Source organism: Haloarcula sp. H-GB5, assembly GCF_054850705.1.
Genome location: NZ_JBTWBG010000001.1, coordinates 924,031 through 942,457 on the forward strand (window position 1 = coordinate 924,031; position 18,427 = coordinate 942,457).

Sequence of the window (18,427 nt, forward strand, 5' to 3'; positions counted from 1 at the left end):
CAATGGACTGGAAAGGCTACACCGCGATATACGTCGTACTGTTCGCCTTCGCGACCGCGCAGGCCGTCGTCGAGTTCACCGGCCTCGTCGACAGCGCTTACTGGCCCGCCTTCGCGCTCATCATGGTGCTGTCGGTCGTCAAGGCCGTCGGCGTCGCCGCGTACTACCAGCACCTCCGCTGGGAACCCCGCGCCGTCACGTACCTCGTGCTGGGCGGGACTGTCGCTGCACTCGCGCTGACCGTTGCGGCGGCGTACTCGATACTATAGCGCAGGCTGGGGGAGTTTTTCGTCATATCACCGCTTGGGATGCTACATGGAACACGTCACTCTCGACCGACTCAACGGCGGAGCCTTCGCCACAGGCAGTACCCGTCAATCGGTGACTGACACGCTCTGTACGACCGAAATCGCGATCAATCACTACCGGATCGTCCCGGGCGACGGCTTTCCTGGCGGACTCCACGCCCACATGGATCAAGAAGAACTGTATCTGATACTCGACGGTGAGGCCACGGTGGAGACAATGGATCGCACCGTCACCGTCGCTGCGGGCCAGTTCGTCAGATTCGGACCGGGAGAGTTCCACACCGGCTGGAACGATACAGAGAGTGAACTCGTTGCGTTGGCCATCGGTGCCCCGCGGGAAACAGACGACATCAGAGTCCCGCTATCCTGTCCAGACTGTGGGCACGGCGATATGCGGCTGGACTCCGGCGGGGCAGCGCTCACGTTCAGTTGTCCCGACTGCGACACGGAGCGGCGGCCGGAGCCATGTCCAGACTGCGGCCACGACGACTTGCAGTTTACCCGACGCGATCGGGACAGCCCAGTCGTGGTCTGTGATGGCTGTGACAGCGTGTTCGAGACGCCACCGTTGGAGACTGATAGCAGCCGTTGAAACTCACTACACACCCGGCACGACAGCAGTGCCACCGGTGTGGCAATCGTTTTAATTTGTAGACCCACCGGGAATCAGGCCCCGACAAGCTGGAAGCCGATGGCGATGAGAAAGAGCACGCCGGCGACGGTCGCGGATTCGGCGACCGCCAGCGAGCGGGGGTGCCCCCGTCGCGTCGCCGACAGGTAGACGCCAAACAGCAGGTACCCACAGAGGGCCGCCCCGGCGACGACGGCGACCGCCAGCCCTGCTATCGACTGAGTTCCGACGGGACCGGAGATAGACGCCACGACGCCGACCAGGAGGCCGACGACCAGCACCGCGAACGCGGCGACCCAGACCATCGGCTTGTCGGTGTACGTCTCGAAGCGGCTCTCGCGGTCGCTCGCCGGAGACCGACCGTTCGTCGACGCCCTCGGACTGTATTGATACCAGCCACGCACGCGGACCATCCATGCAACCACCGCCACCACTAATGCACCCATTAGTCCCATGCTAGCGAGGTACGTGGTTGACATGTGATAGCATTACAACGCAATGCGTAATAATCGTTTGTGCCCAGCCGGATAGAAATCAGTATCTTGGGCTATTGCGCTGTTAAATCAGCGGTGGTACCTCTCTTCTCACGGAAAGCCTATACATATCTAAAACCGACTGAGGGCTGTGCAATTCGCCTCGTTCGCCGCTGAACAGCCTATGATGAGTGCTGCTCTGGCGCTTACCGTCGGCATCTACATTGGGAATCTCATCGCACTGGGCTACTGGGCCCGTGCGGAGGCCAGAGCACGCAACGGGTCAGTGCTCGGGATGTTCCTGCTTCTCTCTACGGGTTTTGGGCTGGTCTACTACGTCTGGCTTCGCTACGTCCGAAACGACTGGGAGCCGCGCACGGAGCCAGCCGGCCGGCGTGAACGGGTGGTCACTGCCTACTCGCTGGCCGTCCTCCTGGCATTCGTGGCCGGCGCGTTCGTCACACCGCCAGATCCGATGATGCAGGTCCTGGCTCTCCCGCCGCTGTTTGCTGTCTCATTCGTCGTCTCGTATTTGTTCGTCACGCAAGAGGCGGTCGACGGTAGCGGCGGAACTGCTGTCTGAGGTGCGAGAGTCTACTATAGTCCGTGGATGGGACTTAGCTAGCACTATCAGACACCGCCAGACCAGAGTGACAGAAGAGAACTTGATTCTGTGAAAGATGCTCCCTTCAGCGACCAGCTGTTTCAATCCGGCTTATTCTGGAGAGTTGGCCGTTGACAGGGCCGAACAGCACGGGAATGGAGCCCTCTCCGCTTCAGTCGTCGGCAACTCCTGATAACTGACGGTTCGAACATTGCGTTCTCACCGTTTCAGTCATCAGCATCCGTCCGCGCCCGTCGCTGAATCGCCCGCTCGACGAACTCCTCGGGGAGTTCATCGATTTCGCCGGCCTGGACCGCCCAGAGGTTGGCGTAAAGGCCATCGGCGGCGAGCAATTCGTCGTGGCTCCCGCGTTCGACAATACGGCCGTCCTCAACGACGAGAATCGTGTCGGCGTCTTTCACTGTTGAGAGGCGGTGGGCGATGGCGAACGTGGTCCGGTCGGCGGTCAGGTCGTCGAGCGACCGCTGGATGAGCATCTCCGTCTCCGTGTCCACGTCGCTGGTCGCCTCGTCGAGAATGAGGATTTCGGGGTCTTTCAGGATCGCCCGGGCGATGGCGATGCGCTGGCGCTGGCCACCCGAGAGTTTGACGCCGCGCTCGCCGACCATCGTGTCGTAGCCGTCCGGGAGGTTACGGACGAACTGGTCGGCTTCGGCGGCCTCCGCGGCAGCGACGATTTCCTCCTCGGTCGCGTCGAAGGTTCCGTAGGCGATGTTCTCCCGGACGGTGCCATAGAACAGGAACGTCTCCTGGCTGACGTAGCCGATGGCACGGCGAATGCTCTGTATCTGTACGTCCCGGACGTTCTGGCCGTCGATGCGAACCGCGCCGGAGTCAACGTCGTACATCCGGAGCAGGAGCTTCAGTACGGTCGACTTCCCCGCGCCGGTCGGGCCGACGAGGGCGACCGTCTCGCCGCCGTCGGCCTCGAACGAGATGTCCGAAAGCACCGGCTCGTCATCGCTGTCGTAGCCGAAAGACACGTCGTCGTACTCGACGCGCCCCTCGGTCACATCGAGCGGCGGCGCGTCCTCGGCCTCTTCGAGGCGGCCGGGCGTGTCCATCAACCCGAACACGCGCTCGGCGGAGGCGTAGGCCCGCTGGTACATATTGATGATCTGCCCGAACTGGGCCATCGGCCAGACGAACCGCTGCGTGTAGATGATGAACGCGACGAACTGCCCGCGGGAGAGCGGTGCCGTCAGCGGCCCGGGTGCCTGGCCGGTGACCATCAATCCGCCGACGATGAACGTGACGACGAAGCCGATGCCCGAGACCAGCCGGAGGCCGGGGAAGAAGGTGATACGCGTCTCGATGGCGTCCCAGTTGGCGTCGAGGTAGTCCTCAGAAGTGTCTTCGACGCGGTCCGCCTCGTAAGGCTCAGTGTTGGCAGTCTTGATTATCTGGATGCCGCTGAGGTTGTTTTCCAGTCTGGAGTTGAGCTTGCCGACCGTCGACCGCACCTCGGCGTATTTCGGCTGGATGACGTCGATGAACCGCTTCGTGAACACGGCGATAATCGGGACCGGCAACAGCGCGACCAGCGCCAACTGCCAGTTCATGTAGAACAGGTACGTGGCGATACCGACGACCATGATTATCATCCGCGAGGCGGAGTTCAGGCCGTCGTTGAGGAACTTCTCCAGTCGGTTCACGTCGTTCGACAGCACCGACATCATCTCGCCGGTCTGCTTGTCGGCGAAGAAGTCCATGTTCAGCCGCTGCATCGTCTCATACGTGTCCGTGCGGACGGCATGCTGGACGTGCTGGGCGAACTTGTTCCAGCCCCAGTTCCGACTCCAGTGGAAGACGGCCCCGAGGCCGAACGAGGCGGCGATGATACCGGCAGTGAGCCACAGTTGTGGCCCCTGCCCGTCGGGAATCCAGGCGTCGGGAACTAGGAAGAGGCCGTATTCGGCCTCCTGTAGAAAGATAGCGTCAATAGCCAGTGCCAAGAGGATCGGCGGCAGCAGGTCCAACATCCGAGCCACGATAGAGCTGAACAGGCCGACGACGAACGCCCCTAACTGGCCCCGGCCGTAGCCGGTGAACAATCGGAGCATCGGTCGGTCGACGCGTTCTCTGGCGTCTTCGAACACGTCATCGTCCGAACCCGCGTCGAAATCCATTGTCGAATTCAGGGGCCGAACCTGCAAAAGGCCGTCGGGCTACGTGGCTTCGGGCGGCAGGTCGACCCGGTCGCCGACCTCGACGCCGGTCCGGTTCGTCCATCCGCGGTTCACTTCGAGGACGTACTTTCCTCGCCCCTCGTAGCGCGTCAGGTCGCTCCCACTGGTCCCCTCCGGCGGGAGCGGCGCGTGGTGGATAGTTGTGATAGTGCCGTTGGCGTCGATGAAGATGATGTCAAGCGGGAACGACATGTTCCGCATGACGTAGGCGTGCTGGCCCGCCTCGTCGTGGACGAATAGCATGCCCTCGTCGGGACCAAGCGACTCGGTCTCACTCAGGCCGACGTAGCGCTGATTGAACGTCTGTGCGATGCGAACCTCGACCGTACCCAGCGCTTCCCTGGTCTCTTGTTCACGGGCCGCGATGGTCGTCTCCGGCGTCGAAGTCGCTGTCGAGGGTTGTGTCGCGGTCGGCGTCACTGCCGCCTCCGATCCCTCCCGGACCGTCACTGTGCCTTCCTCGTACTCGTCGGTTCCCAGCACCTCGACCCAGAGGCCGGTCTGGAGGACGACGGCGGCGGCGACGAGAAGGCCCACAAGTCCGAGCACGACTACGGCGGGGCGCTGCATACCCCGTGTGAGGGGCAGGCCGTGGGTAATACTGTCGGTGCCCACTGTCGACCGAGAGAGAAAGCGTTATTCCTGCCGATGGAAAACGGTGGGATACGGGTCCGTGGTCTAGTTGGTTATGACGTGGCCTTTACAAGGCCGAGGCCGGTGGTTCGAATCCGCCCGGACCCACTGAACTTCTCGCGGCGCTCACTGACGAGCGCCGCGTGTGTGATGCGACCCGGGCGGTTCGAATCAGGGAACGAAGCAGCGCGGAGTGACCGTGGTTCGAATCCGCCCGGACCCACTGAACTTCTCGCGGCGCTCACTGACGAGCGCCGCGTGTGTGATGCGACCCGGGCGGTTCGAATCAGGGAACGAAGCAGCGCGGAGTGACCGTGGTTCGAATCCGCCCGGACCCATCCTGCGACGAACAGACGTGACGGGCGGATGGTCCCTGTGGATTCGATTCCTGTCAGTCGCGCTCACCATCGTAGCCCGGGTATCAGGGCGTCTATCTCGATTGATAGTCGCCCGTAATCCATATATCCGGAGTGGTGGTAGTGCGTGGCATGATAGACGGCTCGACGTGTCCGGCCTGTAGCGGGCACGTCTCGACGACCAATGGCACTGAGTACAAATGCGACGACTGTGGCGAGACGTTCGACAGCGCGGACCTGTTTCTCCCGTAATCGGCAGTCAAACCTCCCGACGGATGCGACAAAACCTGCGCCCGCTTTCGAAATGCTTTTTTCTACCCTCGTCATCGATTGGAGTGCGCGCCGCCTTAGCTCAGACTGGGAGAGCACTCGACTGAAGATCGAGCTGTCCCCGGTTCAAATCCGGGAGGCGGCATAGAGGCTCAGGTTCACATGCTGTAATTTTCCCGGCCTCTTACTACTCCTCCGTAGACCACGTTTCGCCAGTCGGTCTCGCTCTAATTGAACATCTATTCTTTACCGGGCGAAATTGTTGTATCTCCCAAAGTGCCGAGAAGGACCCGGAAATAATCACGTTTGTCCAGTTCCGACTGACTGCCCCCAACCCCGGGTTTGGTTGCGGTTGCGGTCGTGGTTGGCGCGAGCGGCAGTCGAGTAAAACCGATGCGCACCTGTTCATCATATACTCTCGGCTCTCCGAGCATAACCATACAGCCGCCGCTCAGTTGCTATATTGGCCAGATTCGGGGGGTTGGCTATGAGCATAGCCAACTATGGAACCTCGACAGAGGAGGTGAAATCTACGCAACTACACACAGGCGAGGAGATAGCACTGAGAAACGAGGTAATGATACCGAACGAACATCATGGGTCGTTGAATCGGGTTGTGACGGTCGGTTGGGCTGTCCAAGCGTTCTTACGGTGGTACGAGGAGACACTGGATACGTGGGCTGTTTTCGAGAATGAGGAGGGAGAGCGAAAAGAAGTCCCGCTCGGCAACCGGTTTATGCCAGACTCATGGCGGAAACGGTACGCGAAGTTCAACGACCTCGAACGCGGGATACGAGAGGACTACGGCGGACGTTCGACGCAGGCGATGATAACACTGACCGGTTCAACGACCTACGCGGACGGCTCACCGCGTCCTCCGGTTGACCACTTCCTTGACCTCATGGAGTCGTGGAACGCTGTCACGACGGCGCTGGACCGTTGCATACCGGACCACGCAGAGTATGAGAGAATAGCGCTACCAGAGGCACATGAGAGCGGGCACATCCATTGGCACATTGCCGTCTACGTCGATACACGGATGGATGCCGAGGATTTCAAGCCGGTACTCGACTCTCATGTTCGGAACTGTAAAATAGCCGGTAGAGACGCCCACACAGTCGGGGAGGCCGTTGAGTGTATGCCGCTCTCGTCAGTGGACAACATCAGCAGTTATCTCGCGGCCTACATGGGAGGAGAGTACGAGGGCGACCCCAGAGAGATGCCTGAACACGTCCAAATCATGCTCGCCACGCTGTGGGCGACGGAAAAACAAATGTGGCGACCGTCGAACGGAGCGCAGGACTACATGGCCTATGACCCCGAAGACCGATACGAGAACGCGGAGTGGGAGTTGGTCGGCGTAAAATACGGCGAGGATGGTGAGGTAGTTCCGGTGGACCCGGAAGCCGCACCGCCCCCGCATAGAAAACTCCCAGTCGGAAACAGTGGGCTTGACCCACCCAGTTGATACCGGGTACGTCAGCAATCTATCGGAAAGATAGATGTTCGGAGATTAGACTGACCTGCTCGTTAGTCTACGTATTTTCTTCATCGAGGTGGGCCAGAGCAGGGTTGTTTGGGTCCACGTCTTCGAGGAAGCGAAGCAACCGTTGGGCACCCTGCGGGTTTTCTTCTATATTTGAAAAGAAGTGTATCATACCCTGCACAGCCCGGTTCTGCTTATGATAGTCCCACATTTTCAGCCGTTCTTCTAAATCCTCATCGGTCAGTAATCTTATACCTGCACTCTCGATTTTTTCCCTTGCATCCTCAGAGACAGACCGACAGATTGCAATAGAGATTGCCGTCGACTGCTCGGCCAACGTCATCATCGTACCGAGTTCACTCTCTACGTCTGATTCGGTGATGTCTCGGTCTTTCACTTCGACAGAGATGATTAGGTCTGGTCCGAGGTATCCGTCGATGTCTCCGTAGCGGTTCTGGCGGGACGACCCCACCCGGACCTTGCTCGCTCGGAGTGAGAGGTGCGACCACTCTGTCCTAACATATCCGTAACAAAAGGCCTGATATGCCGAACCGCCGAGTTCGTCGGGATGACTCCGTTCGTAATTTCGCAGAATCTCCAGAAACGGTTTTGGGAACGGAGGGTCCCGCCGAGTAACAGTCCGCTTGTCCAGCCGTTCAAGACCTAAATCGAAGAGACGCTGTGCTGCCTCGTAACGGCCTGTTCGGGAAAGACGGAAACTCAACTCCAATAAGTCCTGATAGCGTTCCCACTCCCCGGTATGATGGCCGGGTGAACTCGGAAAGTTCGTCCTCTGTAAGTCTTCCCGAAATAGGTCGATAACATCGTCATGGACCGTTCGAATACTCTCCCTCTCACCCCCATGCTTGAGTGTAAGTGTCGACTTGGTAGCGCCCTGCTCGTAGTGGCTCAGTACGTCATCGCTCGTAAGTTCAGAATCAAAACCCGATAGCCACGGGTCAACTTGCGAAAGGTTCTCAGCGACCATTAGGAAGTCCAGAGCGAGGCCCAGCGTCCCTTTCGAGGTGTCGAAGAGTTCATCGGCTCGCTGATAAAGCGTCCCGATGATTTGCTCTTCCTCCGAAGAAATATCCGATGGGTCATGCTCGTATTCATCTCGGAAGAACTGAAAAAGAAAATCTTCGATGGCCTCATCCTCCAAGTCAGTGCGGTCTTCTGTCATTCACTTCCCCCCTGCTCAATTTCATCAACGACCTCAACAATGCGCTCACCCCGCGACGTGAGAGAGAAAAGTTTTGTCCGGGAACCACTGCTATGAGACTGTACCACATCCCGTCCACTCAATTCAGAGAGTGCGCGACTCACATGAGAGACAGCAACGTCGTGTTCATCAGCAATCTTTGTCGGTGTTGAGGGTTGATTCGCCAAAGTTTCGAGGACAAAAGTCCGATACTGCGAACCCATTACGTACGCCGCTTCATCAAGTATTCCGTCGTCGCCATCTTTGTCGTCGGATGTCAAACTAAGCAACACCTTGCGAGATGATTGGTACCAGACGGTAAGAATCAATTTACCATACGGTTACCACCCACTTACACCGAAGTACGAATGATTAAGTACGAACTCGCCAAAAACTCGCCTACATGGGAGTCGAGACGTTGACCTACGTTGACCTTTTCGCAGGTGCTGGAGGGCTTTCTATCGGTTTAGAACGGGCTGGCTTCGAACTAAAGCACGCTGTCGAAGTAGATGAAGATGCGCGTGCTACGTTTGCTAACAATCGAGATGGCATCGAATCCAAAGACATCACGGGTGATATTCGAGAGGTTGATTCCGCAGCAATTCCGAACCTCGTTGGTCAAGAAACCGTTGACCTTGTTGCAGGCGGTCCTCCATGTCAAGGATTCTCCGAAGTAGTCAGTCCGGACGGGTCTGACGAACGGAATCACCTCTTTACACACTTCATCGATTGGGTGAACGAACTGGAACCGGACGCTGCGCTCTTTGAAAACGTCCGTGGGATGCAAAAGACGGCTGGCGGTAAATTCCTTGATGCTGTAAAGGATTCATTCGACAATATCGGATATGACGTAACTCACCGCGTCGTCACAGCATCAGACTTCGGAGTTCCGCAACATCGTCGTAGGCTCGTGGTTCTGGCTACAAAATCAGAGATTCAGACAAACCCGCTGGAGGGATTCGAAATTAATCCCGTGGAGACACCCAGCGTGATGGATGGAATAGGAGATTTACCGAAACTTGACGCTGGTGAAGAGGCTAATGAATACGTTCAAGAACCCGAGACGGTCCTCCAGAAAGACCTTCGTGGAGACAACGACGAACTCACCGCGCACGAGGCAGCGAACCACTCGGATGAAATGGTCGAAATGATTTCCCACATTCCTGATGGCGGGAATCGTACGGCAATCCCCGACGAACTTCAGCCCGAGTCCGGCTATCATAACTCCTATTCTCGGCTTGACTCACAAGAACCGGCAGTGGCGATTACAAGTAACATGTCGAAGCCGTCGAGTGCTCGTTGTATTCACCCATTCCAAAATCGTGGACTAACGCCCCGTGAGGGTGCCCGGCTCCAGACGTTCCCTGACTCCTATCGTTTTGATGGAGGTCTCGTCTCTGTGCGCCAGCAAATAGGAAACGCCGTTCCTCCATATCTTGCTGAAGCACTTGGATACTATTTGAAAGAAGGGGTATACAGTAGAGAACTTTCCAAGACTGACCGGAAAAGAATTGCCACGATTCGCTGTGGGGCACTCCCCCCAGAAGAGTATTTGAACAAACAGCAAGAGGTTGGTGGGTTAACTCAGCAAGCCACCCTGAGTCAGAGTGGCCTAAAATAAGGGCCATCCTCAGTGAGTGGGTACACCACTTCTGAATCGAGGAGGGGGTAGTAGTGGGTATGGATGCTATGTACTATGTACCGCGTAAAACCGGATTTTAGCCGGATTGTTAGTAATCCTTAATTTGGATTTAGTAACATCATCACTCGACTGCCTTCTTGCGGTTATTGATTTTCGGAGTACTAAACCCCGATTTCGGTGTGAATACTCTTAATCGCTGGACGGCGTGGTGATTAATTCGAAATTAGTAACATCAATTTATCCCCCGCATCCGGGGGGGAACATAAATCGCGCTCAGTAACACACGCCAAGAGTTGAATGATAATTTAACTGGTATATAGGCTTATAAGACGAATCGATATAGTTGTAAAACACAAAGAGGAGGTGTTTATAACCCCGAATCCGTTAATTGTCCCACCGACTTACAATTAGTCAAAGATTTTATAATAACTCGCGGCAATCCTCAGATATGCCGCACTCGAACCAGAAAGAAAGAGAGATTGAGGTAGTCGAAAACGAGGGCAAAGCGTCTCTCAGCGGTAATGACGCGGCGTTGGCAACGTACAGTTACGACAGCGGTCCTCTCACGTTCAAAATCCTGCCCGTTGTGAGTGGGTCGGGGACCGACTGGCGATTGGTCGCTTATTCTGACGGGATTCAGGGACCGGTTTTCAAAACGACCGACTCGCTGAGTTCCGAAGCCGCTGCCGAACTCGGGGTATCCGAGCAAACGCGCAAGCGTCTCAATGACGCGCTCTCGTACGCCGACCGACACCTGTCTCTCGCTCCAGAACTCGGAGACCGGGAGCGAGACTCTTGTCGTCTTCAAGAACTCGAAGCGGCAATGGAGCAAAATGACAGACGATAATACGGCGGTACCGCTCCCGGACCCGCTTATGCTTGCTGAATCGGTCACTAAGGGCGCAGTCCGGGACCCGCTTCGAATCATTGAAAGCGAAGCAGCACGCGCGGAAATCCGACCTAAACGGGAGCAAGAACAACCGGATATAGAGCGAGAGTCCGAACAAGGCGAAAAGAACACGGGTCAAGTTCCAATGGGTCCCGCACAAGCGAACGGCCCGTTGTAACTCCGGCGTTGCTGGACGGACCCCGGTTCGACTCCGGGCCGGAGTGTCCGCCTCCCGCCGGGCGGCTCCAAATACGGCGGGCGGGTTCCCCATCCCAACCGGAACAGACAGAGCAGTCCTTCCATCGGGTGCAGGACAAGCGATAATCTCAGTCCGTGGCCGGGTCAAACCGGCGCGGACCTTCGGCTAATCGGTAGAAAGCATGAGGATGAAAGCCCGGCGGCGGCCGGGTGACGCCTGCGGTGGCCTGTGGGCGTCACTGATACATAGTCGTCGCCATCACAAAGATGTTTGTCTGCTCTGGCAGAACTTAGTCCGGCGATTTCAATTTTTCGTCCAGTTCTTGTGCCCTCTCTTGCGCGTCTTTGTCGCCTTCTGGTGGTTGTGGTGTTTGGCTGAGAATCTTCTCCACTTCCTCTTGCACCGCGCTTTCAATAGTTGCGCTGAGGTCCCCGTCAGATACTTGTGCGGATTCTTTGGCTGCCCTTTCTTCGTCTTGGATAGCCCCACATACGTCGCATTTCTCGGCTTCTCGGTCAATAAGACGACGACAACGAACACACTCTTTGGGCCCATCGGGCTCGTCTTCTTCTATCTCCACGTCCATTCCGCGAGCCTCTATCAATTCTTTATCGGCGTCCTCTCCAAACACACGGATATAGCGAGCGGCGGCATCACTCCCTCTCTCCCAACCATACCGCTTTTCGAGGTGTGCTTGAGAGACCCCTTTGCTTGCGAGGTGGCTGGCCGAAGACTTACGGAAGTTGGTCGGTGTGTCCGGTTTTTCCAGTCCAACACGCTCAGCGGCATTTTTGAAAACATCTCGAAATTGCCTGTAAGAGATGCTTTCTGCGGTCTTGAGTTTAGACCACATCGGAGCGGCGGGGTCTTCAGGGTCTCCAGAACTGTCGGTCGCCGGGTGTTGGTTCAACCACTGTCGGAGATAGGGAACAGCGTTTGTGATAGTCGGATGTCGAGTCCCAGTCTTTCCGTCTTCTATCCTGACTTTCTGCCCAACGTCGTGGTCAAATACGTCACCAACACGGAGTTCCTCAAGTTCTCCACTTCGGGGACCGGCATCCCACGCAAGTGCAATCAACGCGGCGTCTCTGGCGTTTGTTTTCGGATGTTCGCACATCGTCTTGACTTCCTCCCACGCTATCATCTCCGACGCATTCGGAAGCGGGTCATAGGTTTCCGAAGTTGTAGCAGAAATCTGGTCAATACTCGGTGGAGGAGAAGCGGCTTTGCTCGTCGGGTCGTCACTTGCGAGAACCTTCCCGAATACCCGGAGTGCATTTCGCATATCCCGGTTCGTCTCCTCATTCGGGTAATTTTCGTGAATCCACTCCACAATTTCCCCAGCGGCGTCTCTATCTTCCAGTGCCCCCGTCAGAGTCGCATCGTGCATCTCACTCGCATCGTACTTTTGTCCGCCCCATGCGAGCATGATGAGCCGTTTCAGGATACTCTCATGACGGTCGTGACCCCAACCACGCTTACCCGTCTGGTTGCGGCCCATGATTTTGGAGCATTCCAACAGGTTCTCGCGGTCTTTGGGAGCAACTTCGTCGGCTTCTCGAATCCGTTGTCGTTGATGGTCAATGTCCGATTGAGTTGCTTTCGGCATACTGTTCTACTATATCCATTTATCCAACAGCATGTGAACCTTTGGCTCAACGCCGGGAGGCGGCATCCCGATTTTGTATCTCCGGTTACTGTGACTCATGGCTGTGACCCTGAACGACTAACTGTTGCGTCGGTCCGTCCTAGTCACCGGAACAGGTACTTCCGTGGCGACGAGTAGCATGGGTATGACAGAGGAGCCAGCATACGAGCAGATGGAGCGCCACGCGACCCTGACCGACGAACTCATAGACCTCGATGCGGAGCGGGATGCCGTCGCGGCGTCAGTACAGGACCGGCTCGCCGACGCGGTTTCGGAGGCCATAGCAGAAGCGGGGACGAACGTCGGGAGTCTCGGCCAGTCCAAAGACGGCAAACGGTTCCGGTTCGAGGCGCGGCTCGACCGGGCAGCGCTGGTAGCGGCGGTGACGGAAGCGCTACCGGACGGATTCATCGTCTCCCACGTCAACGAAGACGGGACCCTAAGCGTGGACTGGACCGGCGACAGCACGACGCCGTCGAAGCGGGAGCACGGGGCCATTCTGAAGGCGATCATCGCGGAGGAGACAGAGACGGACAGTGATGGCTTCATCGAGTCCGTACCCAGCCATGACCGCGTGCTGGCACGGGCGGTAGAACTGGGGATCGACGAGGGTGACGCGGCGGACCGTCTCAGTCGCCTGGCGACGCTGGACGTGGTAGATATCACTGACGAGGGGATCTATCCCGACGAGAACTTCTCGCGGTACTAGCGAGCAAGAGCGGATGTTACTAGCAAGGGGAAAGGGCAAGCTGGCGGAGTGGCGTGACCGACGTTTATTACTGGGTCCGGCCTGTGGTGTCAGACGAAATGGCAGTATTATCGACAGAAGACGAGGGAAAGTTTCTCATGGACGCACAGGGAGAACAGATCGGTATCGTGACCGAGGTCGACCCGGAAAGGCAGGTCGCGTACGTCGAGCCGGAGCCAGATCTCACCGAAGCCTGGGTGCAGGGACTCGGATTCGGTGATGCCGACGAGGACGATATCGAGGTCGCCGCCGACGCCGTCGGAACGATCACTGACAGCGAACTGCGTGTGACTGTCGACCTGTAGTCACGCGACAGACTCGGGACGCTCGCCCACCACGAACGTCCACCACTTGACGAACTGCGTCCGTTCGTAGAGGTCGAGAAGCCGTGCCGATGCGTCCGACTCGGAGATGCTCGCGAGCATCAGCGGTGATCCGAGCGTCTGTTTTTCTATGATCGTGAACGAGTCGGAGACGAGGTCGGTGACGGCGGTTTCCGAGAGGTGGCCGTAGATATCTGTGTCCTCCTCCAGAAGCCCCAGCCGGAACGCGGCACCCTTAGTGAGCTTGCGGTACAGCCCCGGCGTTCCTTCGAGCAGAGCGACGCGGCCGTCAGGGCGGAGAACGCGGGCGGTTTCGCGGAGTATTTCGGGACGGTCCGCGGGCGGGACGTGATGGAGGAACCGGCGTCCGATAACGGCGTCAAAGGAGTCATCGCCGAACGGCAGCGCGCGGGCGTCACCAGCCAGTGCCGGCTTGCGGACGGTTTCGGCGTTCGATGGCCAGCCTTCCAGTCCCACATCGGCGCAGGGATGCATGTGCTGGCCGAACGCGAGTTCGAGCGTCCGGCCGGTCGGGAGCTGTTCGGCTATTAGCTCGTCATGTCGCTCGTAAATTCGGTGCAACAGCGGGTGCTTTCGGACGTTCCGGGGTTGCTCGACGATTGCGCCGTCCTGAACGTCCCAGGTTGATTCGGACATATTACGGCCACACAGTACGGATTCGACGGTTGTGTCGGCGAGTGCCGTCGTGCCCAAAACCCGGGAGGCCGACCATTACGGCGTACCCGTCGTCGGTCTCGTCAACGTGGAGGGTCGTGTCGACTCCATTCCGGCGATGGTCGCCCGAGCGCGTGCCGGCGGCTGGTCGGTCGGCGCGGTATCCGGGACTAGCGTCTATCAGGTGTCTCGAATGGTCATCCATCCGCCGGCCCAAACTGTCGTCCATCATCTCCTGTTGTGTCTGTACGAAGAGTCGGAGCATCGTGTTGAAGAGGTCGTTGCTGTGTGTAATAATTACACTGTATGGGCCAACATTGGTATTAACATTTTCGCAACTATTTCTATCACGGGGAGACGGAAGTGCCGTCCGCAGCCTGCATTCGACCGACTCGAAGGCGCGTGATGGGATACCGTAGCGGAACTGTTTTGCCAAGCGTACAGCTAGAACAGCCAGAGCAAACCGCCGAGTGCTCGGTCCGTCGGTGGCCGGGCAACTGTACACGAGCTAAACTATGGCAACCGATTCCGGCATCCGGATGGACCCCTCGGACGACGAGGTATCGAACTACGACTATCAGAACGACAGCGTCGCCCGGTCAGGCCTCGTCGACGACTTACAGGCGCGTGTCGACGGCGAAGTCCGCTTCGACGAGTACTCGCGGCAGTTGTACGCGACCGACGCCAGCCTCTACGAGGTGCTGCCCATCGGCGTCGTCTATCCGCGGTCGACCGATGACGTGGCTGCGGTCATGTCCTACTGTGCCCAGCGGGAGATTCCGGTTCTGCCACGGGGTGGCGGGACGAGTCTCGCCGGCCAGACCGTCAACGAGGCCGTCGTGCTGGATTTCTCGCGGTACATGAACAATCTCCTCGAAGCCCGGCCCGACGACCGACGAGCGCGGGCCCAGCCGGGGATCAAGCTCGGCGATCTGAACGGGGAGCTTGCCGACCACGGACTGAAATTCGCACCAGACCCAGCGTGGGGCGACAAGAGCGTCCTCGGCGGCGCTATCGGCAACAACTCCACCGGAGCCCACTCCCTGCAGTACGGCAAGACCGACGCCTACATCGAGGAGTGCGAGGTCGTCCTCGCGGACGGCACCGTCACCACCTTTGGCGAGGTCACCCGCGAGGAACTGCGCGACCGAGCAGACTCCGACGGCGATCTCGAAGCCCAGATTTACGCCGAAATCGAGCGGATACTCACCGAGGAGGGCGAGGCAATCGAGAGCTACTACCCGGACCTGAAGCGCAACGTCTCGGGGTACAACCTCGACTGGGTGCTCGAAGACGCACAGGACGGGACCGTCAATGTCGCCTCGCTGCTGGCCGGCAGCGAAGGGACCCTTGCCATCGTCACCGAGGCCGAGGTGTCGCTGGAGCCGATTCCAGAGACCAAGTCGATGGCGCTGCTCGCCTACGAGGGGCTCATCGAGGCCATGGAAGACGTTGCGGACATCCTCGAACACGACCCGGCGGCCGTCGAAGTGCTCGACGACGTGCTCATCGACCTAGCCCGCGACACCGCCGAGTTCGAAGACGTGGTTGGGATGTTGCCCAAGGGGACCCGCACGGTGCTCATCGTGGAGTTCTACGCCGACGACGCGGAGACCGGCCGGCGGAAGGTCGCCGACCTGCTGGCGGACCGAACAAACGGCGTCAACCCTGCCGCCGACCCGACTGCGGATCGGACGGTCGTCGACGCACCGATACGTGCGTTCGACGCCATGGAGGCCCACGACGAGGCAAAGCGCGAGAAGTTCTGGAAGATGCGAAAGTCCGGCCTCCCGATACTGCTCTCGCGGACGACCGACGAGAAACACGGCTCGTTCATCGAGGACACCGCCATCCCGCCGGAAAACCTCCCGGAGTACGTCGCCGAATTCCAGGAGATACTGGAGGAACACGACACCTTCGCCTCCTTCTACGCCCACGCCGGTCCCGGCGTCCTCCACATCCGGCCGCTCATCAACACCAAATCGGTCGAGGGCGTCGAGACCATGGAATCCATCGCCGACGCGGTGACCGACCTCGTCGTGAAATACGGCGGGAGCGTCTCGGGCGAACACGGCGACGGCCGCGCCCGCACGCAGTGGAACGAGAAGCTCTACGGCGCGGACCTCTGGGAAACGTTCCAAGAACTCAAATCGACGTTCGATCCCGATTGGCTGCTCAACCCCGGGCAGGTCGTCGGCGTCGACGCGAGCGAGGTCGAGTCCGGCGCGATGCCCGAGCGGGCACGCACGGTCGACATGACCGAGAACCTCCGCTTCGATCCGGAGTACGAGTTCGACGCCGGCTTCGACCCCGCGCTGGAGTGGGACAACGACAACGGAATGCAGGGAATGGTCGAACTCTGTCACGGCTGTGGCGGCTGTCGCGGCCCACAGGAAACGACCGGTGGCGTGATGTGTCCGACCTATCGCGCGTCCGAGGAGGAGATGACGACGACACGGGGGCGGGCGAATATGCTCCGGCAGGCGATGAGCGGCGACCTGCCGGACGACCCCACGGACGAGGAGTTCATGCACGAGGTGCTCGACCTCTGTATCGGCTGCAAGGGGTGTGCGAAGGACTGCCCGAGCGAGGTCGACATGGCGAAGCTCAAAGCGGAGGTGACCCACGCCTACCACCAAGAACACGGCTCCAGTTTCCGGGACAAACTGTTCGCGAACGTCGATGCGCTTGCTGGACTCGGGAGCGCGTTCGCGCCGCTGTCGAACCTCGCGACGAAGGTCCCGGGCGCTCGCACCATTCTTGAAAAGGCGGTCGGTATCGCCCCGGACCGCACACTCCCGAGCTTCCAGCGGATGACGCTACAGGACTGGTTCGACGAACGCGGTCCGCAGGTCCCAGCTGACGAGGCCGAGCGACGGGCGCTGCTGTTCCCTGACACGTACACGAACTACAGCCATCCCGAGGTCGGGAAAGCCGCCGTCCGCGTGCTCGAAGCCGCGGGCGTCCACGTCCAGTTGGCTGACCGAACCGACAGCGGGCGGCCCGCTCATTCCAAGGGCTTTCTCGACCAGTCCCGAGCGACCGCGCGGGACAACGTGGACGCGCTCGCCCCCGCAGTCGAGGAGGGCTGGGACGTGGTGCTGGTCGAACCAAGCGACGCCGTGATGTTCCAGTCGGACTATCTGGACCTGCTATCGGGCGAGGACGTGGAGACGCTGGCGGTCAACGCCTACGGCGTCTGTGAGTACCTCGATACCTTCCGGCTGGACGAGGCGGCCGACTGGGACGTGGCGGGCGAGACGCTGACCTACCACGGCCACTGCCACCAGAAGGCGACGAAGAAGGACCACCACGCCGTTGGCGTCCTCCGGCGGGCCGGCTACGACGTCGACCCGCTCGATTCGGGCTGTTGTGGCATGGCTGGCTCCTTCGGCTACGAGGCCGAGCACTTCTCGATGAGCAAGGCCATCGGCTCGATCCTGTTCGACCAGATCGGCGAGAGCCGCGGCGACACGGTGGTCGCGCCCGGCGCGTCCTGTCGCACGCAACTGGACGACTGGGAGGACGGTGATGGCGAGCCGCCGCATCCGGTGGAGAAACTCGACGCGGCCCTAGCCTGACGTTTCGTCGGGCTGGCGGACCGCCTGAACGATGCCGACCGTCTGGCCGACTAGCGCCAGTCCGATGCCGGCAAGCAGTGCGGTTTCCGCCGGCGGGAACAGCGCGCCGGCGTAGACCGCCCCACCGAGAACACTCAGCGCTGCGCCGGCCGTGTACATCCGCTGACCTGCTGGCACGCGCGCCCCGGTGTAGTAGAGGCCGACACCCGGAACGACCATCCACCCCAGTATCGTCGTCGTCAAGAACGGGACCCGAAGCGGAGAGTAGAGCAAGCCGACAATACCACCAACAGTGAGCACGAGCCCGACGAGAAGGATGTCGCGCCAGATTCGGAGGACGCCCGTCTCCATCTCGTCCCACGAAAGGACGGCGAACGCAGCGATGAGGACGGCGGCGACGACGTGGAAGATCAGCACTGTCCGGTCAGAGACCACATCGAGATGGGCCAGTCCCACGAGCAGCCACGCGAGCGGAATAAGTACAGTCGGGCCCTGTGCGCGCAGGCGAGGGAACATACCCCCACTGTGCCCCCCACAATCAAGAAACGTC

18 protein-coding genes and 2 tRNA genes are annotated in these 18,427 nt (G+C 59.3%); 12 read left to right on the forward strand and 8 right to left on the reverse strand.

Annotated features, from left to right (window positions below):
• Positions 1-2 precede the first annotated feature (2 nt).
• The gene (locus tag ACYJ11_RS04840) at positions 3-269 is read left to right on the forward strand and encodes a cytochrome C oxidase subunit IV family protein (RefSeq protein WP_461646925.1); all 267 of its coding nucleotides are present in this window, start codon (positions 3-5) and stop codon (positions 267-269) included.
• Positions 270-315: 46 nt separating this feature from the next.
• On the forward strand, positions 316-900 hold the full coding sequence (locus ACYJ11_RS04845; RefSeq protein ID WP_461646926.1) for a cupin domain-containing protein: 585 nt from the start codon (positions 316-318) through the stop codon (positions 898-900).
• A gap of 74 nt (positions 901-974) precedes the next feature.
• Here ACYJ11_RS04845 and ACYJ11_RS04850 read toward each other — a convergent pair whose 3' ends face one another.
• A complete protein-coding gene (locus ACYJ11_RS04850) occupies positions 975-1,418 on the reverse strand; it encodes a hypothetical protein (protein ID WP_461646927.1) in 444 nt (147 codons plus the stop codon).
• Positions 1,419-1,596: 178 nt separating this feature from the next.
• Here ACYJ11_RS04850 and ACYJ11_RS04855 point away from each other — a divergent pair, with 178 nt between their 5' ends.
• Entirely contained in the window at positions 1,597-1,995 is a 399-nt protein-coding gene (locus ACYJ11_RS04855) for a DUF7534 family protein (protein WP_461646928.1), read from the forward strand.
• A gap of 248 nt (positions 1,996-2,243) precedes the next feature.
• On the opposite strand, the gene ACYJ11_RS04860 is transcribed toward ACYJ11_RS04855, so the two are convergent.
• Both ACYJ11_RS04860 and ACYJ11_RS04865 read right to left on the reverse strand, forming a co-directional pair.
• Positions 2,244-4,166 (reverse strand): ABC transporter ATP-binding protein, encoded by a 1,923-nt coding sequence (locus ACYJ11_RS04860; RefSeq protein WP_461646929.1) that lies wholly within the window; start codon positions 4,164-4,166, stop codon positions 2,244-2,246.
• A gap of 39 nt (positions 4,167-4,205) precedes the next feature.
• Entirely contained in the window at positions 4,206-4,796 is a 591-nt protein-coding gene (locus ACYJ11_RS04865) for a DUF192 domain-containing protein (protein ID WP_461646930.1), read from the reverse strand.
• A gap of 97 nt (positions 4,797-4,893) precedes the next feature.
• Between ACYJ11_RS04865 and ACYJ11_RS04870 the strand changes: the two genes are divergently transcribed.
• From ACYJ11_RS04870 to ACYJ11_RS04880, 3 genes are all read left to right on the forward strand, one after another.
• Positions 4,894-4,967 (forward strand) — tRNA-Val (locus tag ACYJ11_RS04870).
• Between the two features lie 589 nt (positions 4,968-5,556).
• A tRNA-Phe gene (locus ACYJ11_RS04875) sits at positions 5,557-5,630 on the forward strand.
• Between the two features lie 342 nt (positions 5,631-5,972).
• Positions 5,973-6,953 (forward strand): hypothetical protein, encoded by a 981-nt coding sequence (locus tag ACYJ11_RS04880; RefSeq protein ID WP_461646931.1) that lies wholly within the window; start codon positions 5,973-5,975, stop codon positions 6,951-6,953.
• A gap of 67 nt (positions 6,954-7,020) precedes the next feature.
• Here the strand turns inward: ACYJ11_RS04880 and ACYJ11_RS04885 are convergent, their stop codons facing one another.
• On the reverse strand, positions 7,021-8,154 hold the full coding sequence (locus ACYJ11_RS04885; RefSeq protein ID WP_461646932.1) for a hypothetical protein: 1,134 nt from the start codon (positions 8,152-8,154) through the stop codon (positions 7,021-7,023).
• Complete coding sequence (locus tag ACYJ11_RS04890; protein ID WP_461647374.1) at positions 8,151-8,465, reverse strand: winged helix DNA-binding protein; 315 nt, start codon at positions 8,463-8,465, stop codon at positions 8,151-8,153. The genes ACYJ11_RS04885 and ACYJ11_RS04890 overlap by 4 nt, the downstream gene beginning before the upstream one ends.
• A gap of 110 nt (positions 8,466-8,575) precedes the next feature.
• On the opposite strand from ACYJ11_RS04890, the gene ACYJ11_RS04895 reads away from it, so the two are divergent.
• Both ACYJ11_RS04895 and ACYJ11_RS04900 read left to right on the forward strand, forming a co-directional pair.
• Complete coding sequence (locus ACYJ11_RS04895) at positions 8,576-9,793, forward strand: DNA cytosine methyltransferase (protein WP_461646933.1); 1,218 nt, start codon at positions 8,576-8,578, stop codon at positions 9,791-9,793.
• 469 nt (positions 9,794-10,262) lie between these two features.
• Entirely contained in the window at positions 10,263-10,661 is a 399-nt protein-coding gene (locus tag ACYJ11_RS04900) for a hypothetical protein (RefSeq protein WP_461646934.1), read from the forward strand.
• 530 nt (positions 10,662-11,191) lie between these two features.
• On the opposite strand, the gene ACYJ11_RS04905 is transcribed toward ACYJ11_RS04900, so the two are convergent.
• A complete protein-coding gene (locus ACYJ11_RS04905; RefSeq protein ID WP_461646935.1) occupies positions 11,192-12,331 on the reverse strand; it encodes a tyrosine-type recombinase/integrase in 1,140 nt (379 codons plus the stop codon).
• A gap of 358 nt (positions 12,332-12,689) precedes the next feature.
• On the opposite strand from ACYJ11_RS04905, the gene ACYJ11_RS04910 reads away from it, so the two are divergent.
• Complete coding sequence (locus ACYJ11_RS04910) at positions 12,690-13,259, forward strand: hypothetical protein (protein WP_461646936.1); 570 nt, start codon at positions 12,690-12,692, stop codon at positions 13,257-13,259.
• 98 nt (positions 13,260-13,357) lie between these two features.
• Complete coding sequence (locus tag ACYJ11_RS04915) at positions 13,358-13,603, forward strand: hypothetical protein (protein WP_461646937.1); 246 nt, start codon at positions 13,358-13,360, stop codon at positions 13,601-13,603.
• Here ACYJ11_RS04915 and ACYJ11_RS04920 read toward each other — a convergent pair whose 3' ends face one another.
• Positions 13,604-14,278, reverse strand: a complete 675-nt coding sequence (locus tag ACYJ11_RS04920; protein WP_461646938.1) for a class I SAM-dependent methyltransferase — start codon at positions 14,276-14,278, stop codon at positions 13,604-13,606.
• A 49-nt stretch (positions 14,279-14,327) separates the two neighbouring features.
• Between ACYJ11_RS04920 and ACYJ11_RS04925 the strand changes: the two genes are divergently transcribed.
• Complete coding sequence (locus tag ACYJ11_RS04925) at positions 14,328-14,702, forward strand: hypothetical protein (protein ID WP_461646939.1); 375 nt, start codon at positions 14,328-14,330, stop codon at positions 14,700-14,702.
• A 109-nt stretch (positions 14,703-14,811) separates the two neighbouring features.
• Positions 14,812-17,877 carry an FAD-binding and (Fe-S)-binding domain-containing protein gene (locus tag ACYJ11_RS04930; protein ID WP_461646940.1) on the forward strand — a complete coding sequence of 1,022 codons (3,066 nt, stop codon included), beginning with the start codon at positions 14,812-14,814 and terminating at the stop codon, positions 17,875-17,877.
• On the opposite strand, the gene ACYJ11_RS04935 is transcribed toward ACYJ11_RS04930, so the two are convergent.
• The gene (locus tag ACYJ11_RS04935) at positions 17,869-18,393 is read right to left on the reverse strand and encodes a hypothetical protein (protein WP_461646941.1); all 525 of its coding nucleotides are present in this window, start codon (positions 18,391-18,393) and stop codon (positions 17,869-17,871) included. The genes ACYJ11_RS04930 and ACYJ11_RS04935 overlap by 9 nt on opposite strands.
• Positions 18,394-18,427 lie beyond the last annotated feature (34 nt).

Coding starts and splice junctions, on each gene's coding strand:
- ACYJ11_RS04930 (WP_461646940.1), top strand. CDS start 14,812: ATGGCAACCGATTCCGGCATCCGGATGGACCCCTCGGACGACGAGGTA.
- ACYJ11_RS04865 (WP_461646930.1), bottom strand. CDS start 4,796: ATGCAGCGCCCCGCCGTAGTCGTGCTCGGACTTGTGGGCCTTCTCGTC.
- ACYJ11_RS04920 (WP_461646938.1), bottom strand. CDS start 14,278: ATGTCCGAATCAACCTGGGACGTTCAGGACGGCGCAATCGTCGAGCAA.
- ACYJ11_RS04850 (WP_461646927.1), bottom strand. CDS start 1,418: ATGTCAACCACGTACCTCGCTAGCATGGGACTAATGGGTGCATTAGTG.
- ACYJ11_RS04880 (WP_461646931.1), top strand. CDS start 5,973: ATGAGCATAGCCAACTATGGAACCTCGACAGAGGAGGTGAAATCTACG.
- ACYJ11_RS04885 (WP_461646932.1), bottom strand. CDS start 8,154: ATGACAGAAGACCGCACTGACTTGGAGGATGAGGCCATCGAAGATTTT.
- ACYJ11_RS04900 (WP_461646934.1), top strand. CDS start 10,263: ATGCCGCACTCGAACCAGAAAGAAAGAGAGATTGAGGTAGTCGAAAAC.
- ACYJ11_RS04915 (WP_461646937.1), top strand. CDS start 13,358: ATGGCAGTATTATCGACAGAAGACGAGGGAAAGTTTCTCATGGACGCA.
- ACYJ11_RS04840 (WP_461646925.1), top strand. CDS start 3: ATGGACTGGAAAGGCTACACCGCGATATACGTCGTACTGTTCGCCTTC.
- ACYJ11_RS04905 (WP_461646935.1), bottom strand. CDS start 12,331: ATGCTCGCATGGGGCGGACAAAAGTACGATGCGAGTGAGATGCACGAT.
- ACYJ11_RS04895 (WP_461646933.1), top strand. CDS start 8,576: ATGGGAGTCGAGACGTTGACCTACGTTGACCTTTTCGCAGGTGCTGGA.
- ACYJ11_RS04860 (WP_461646929.1), bottom strand. CDS start 4,166: ATGGATTTCGACGCGGGTTCGGACGATGACGTGTTCGAAGACGCCAGA.
- ACYJ11_RS04935 (WP_461646941.1), bottom strand. CDS start 18,393: ATGTTCCCTCGCCTGCGCGCACAGGGCCCGACTGTACTTATTCCGCTC.
- ACYJ11_RS04855 (WP_461646928.1), top strand. CDS start 1,597: ATGATGAGTGCTGCTCTGGCGCTTACCGTCGGCATCTACATTGGGAAT.
- ACYJ11_RS04845 (WP_461646926.1), top strand. CDS start 316: ATGGAACACGTCACTCTCGACCGACTCAACGGCGGAGCCTTCGCCACA.
- ACYJ11_RS04910 (WP_461646936.1), top strand. CDS start 12,690: ATGGGTATGACAGAGGAGCCAGCATACGAGCAGATGGAGCGCCACGCG.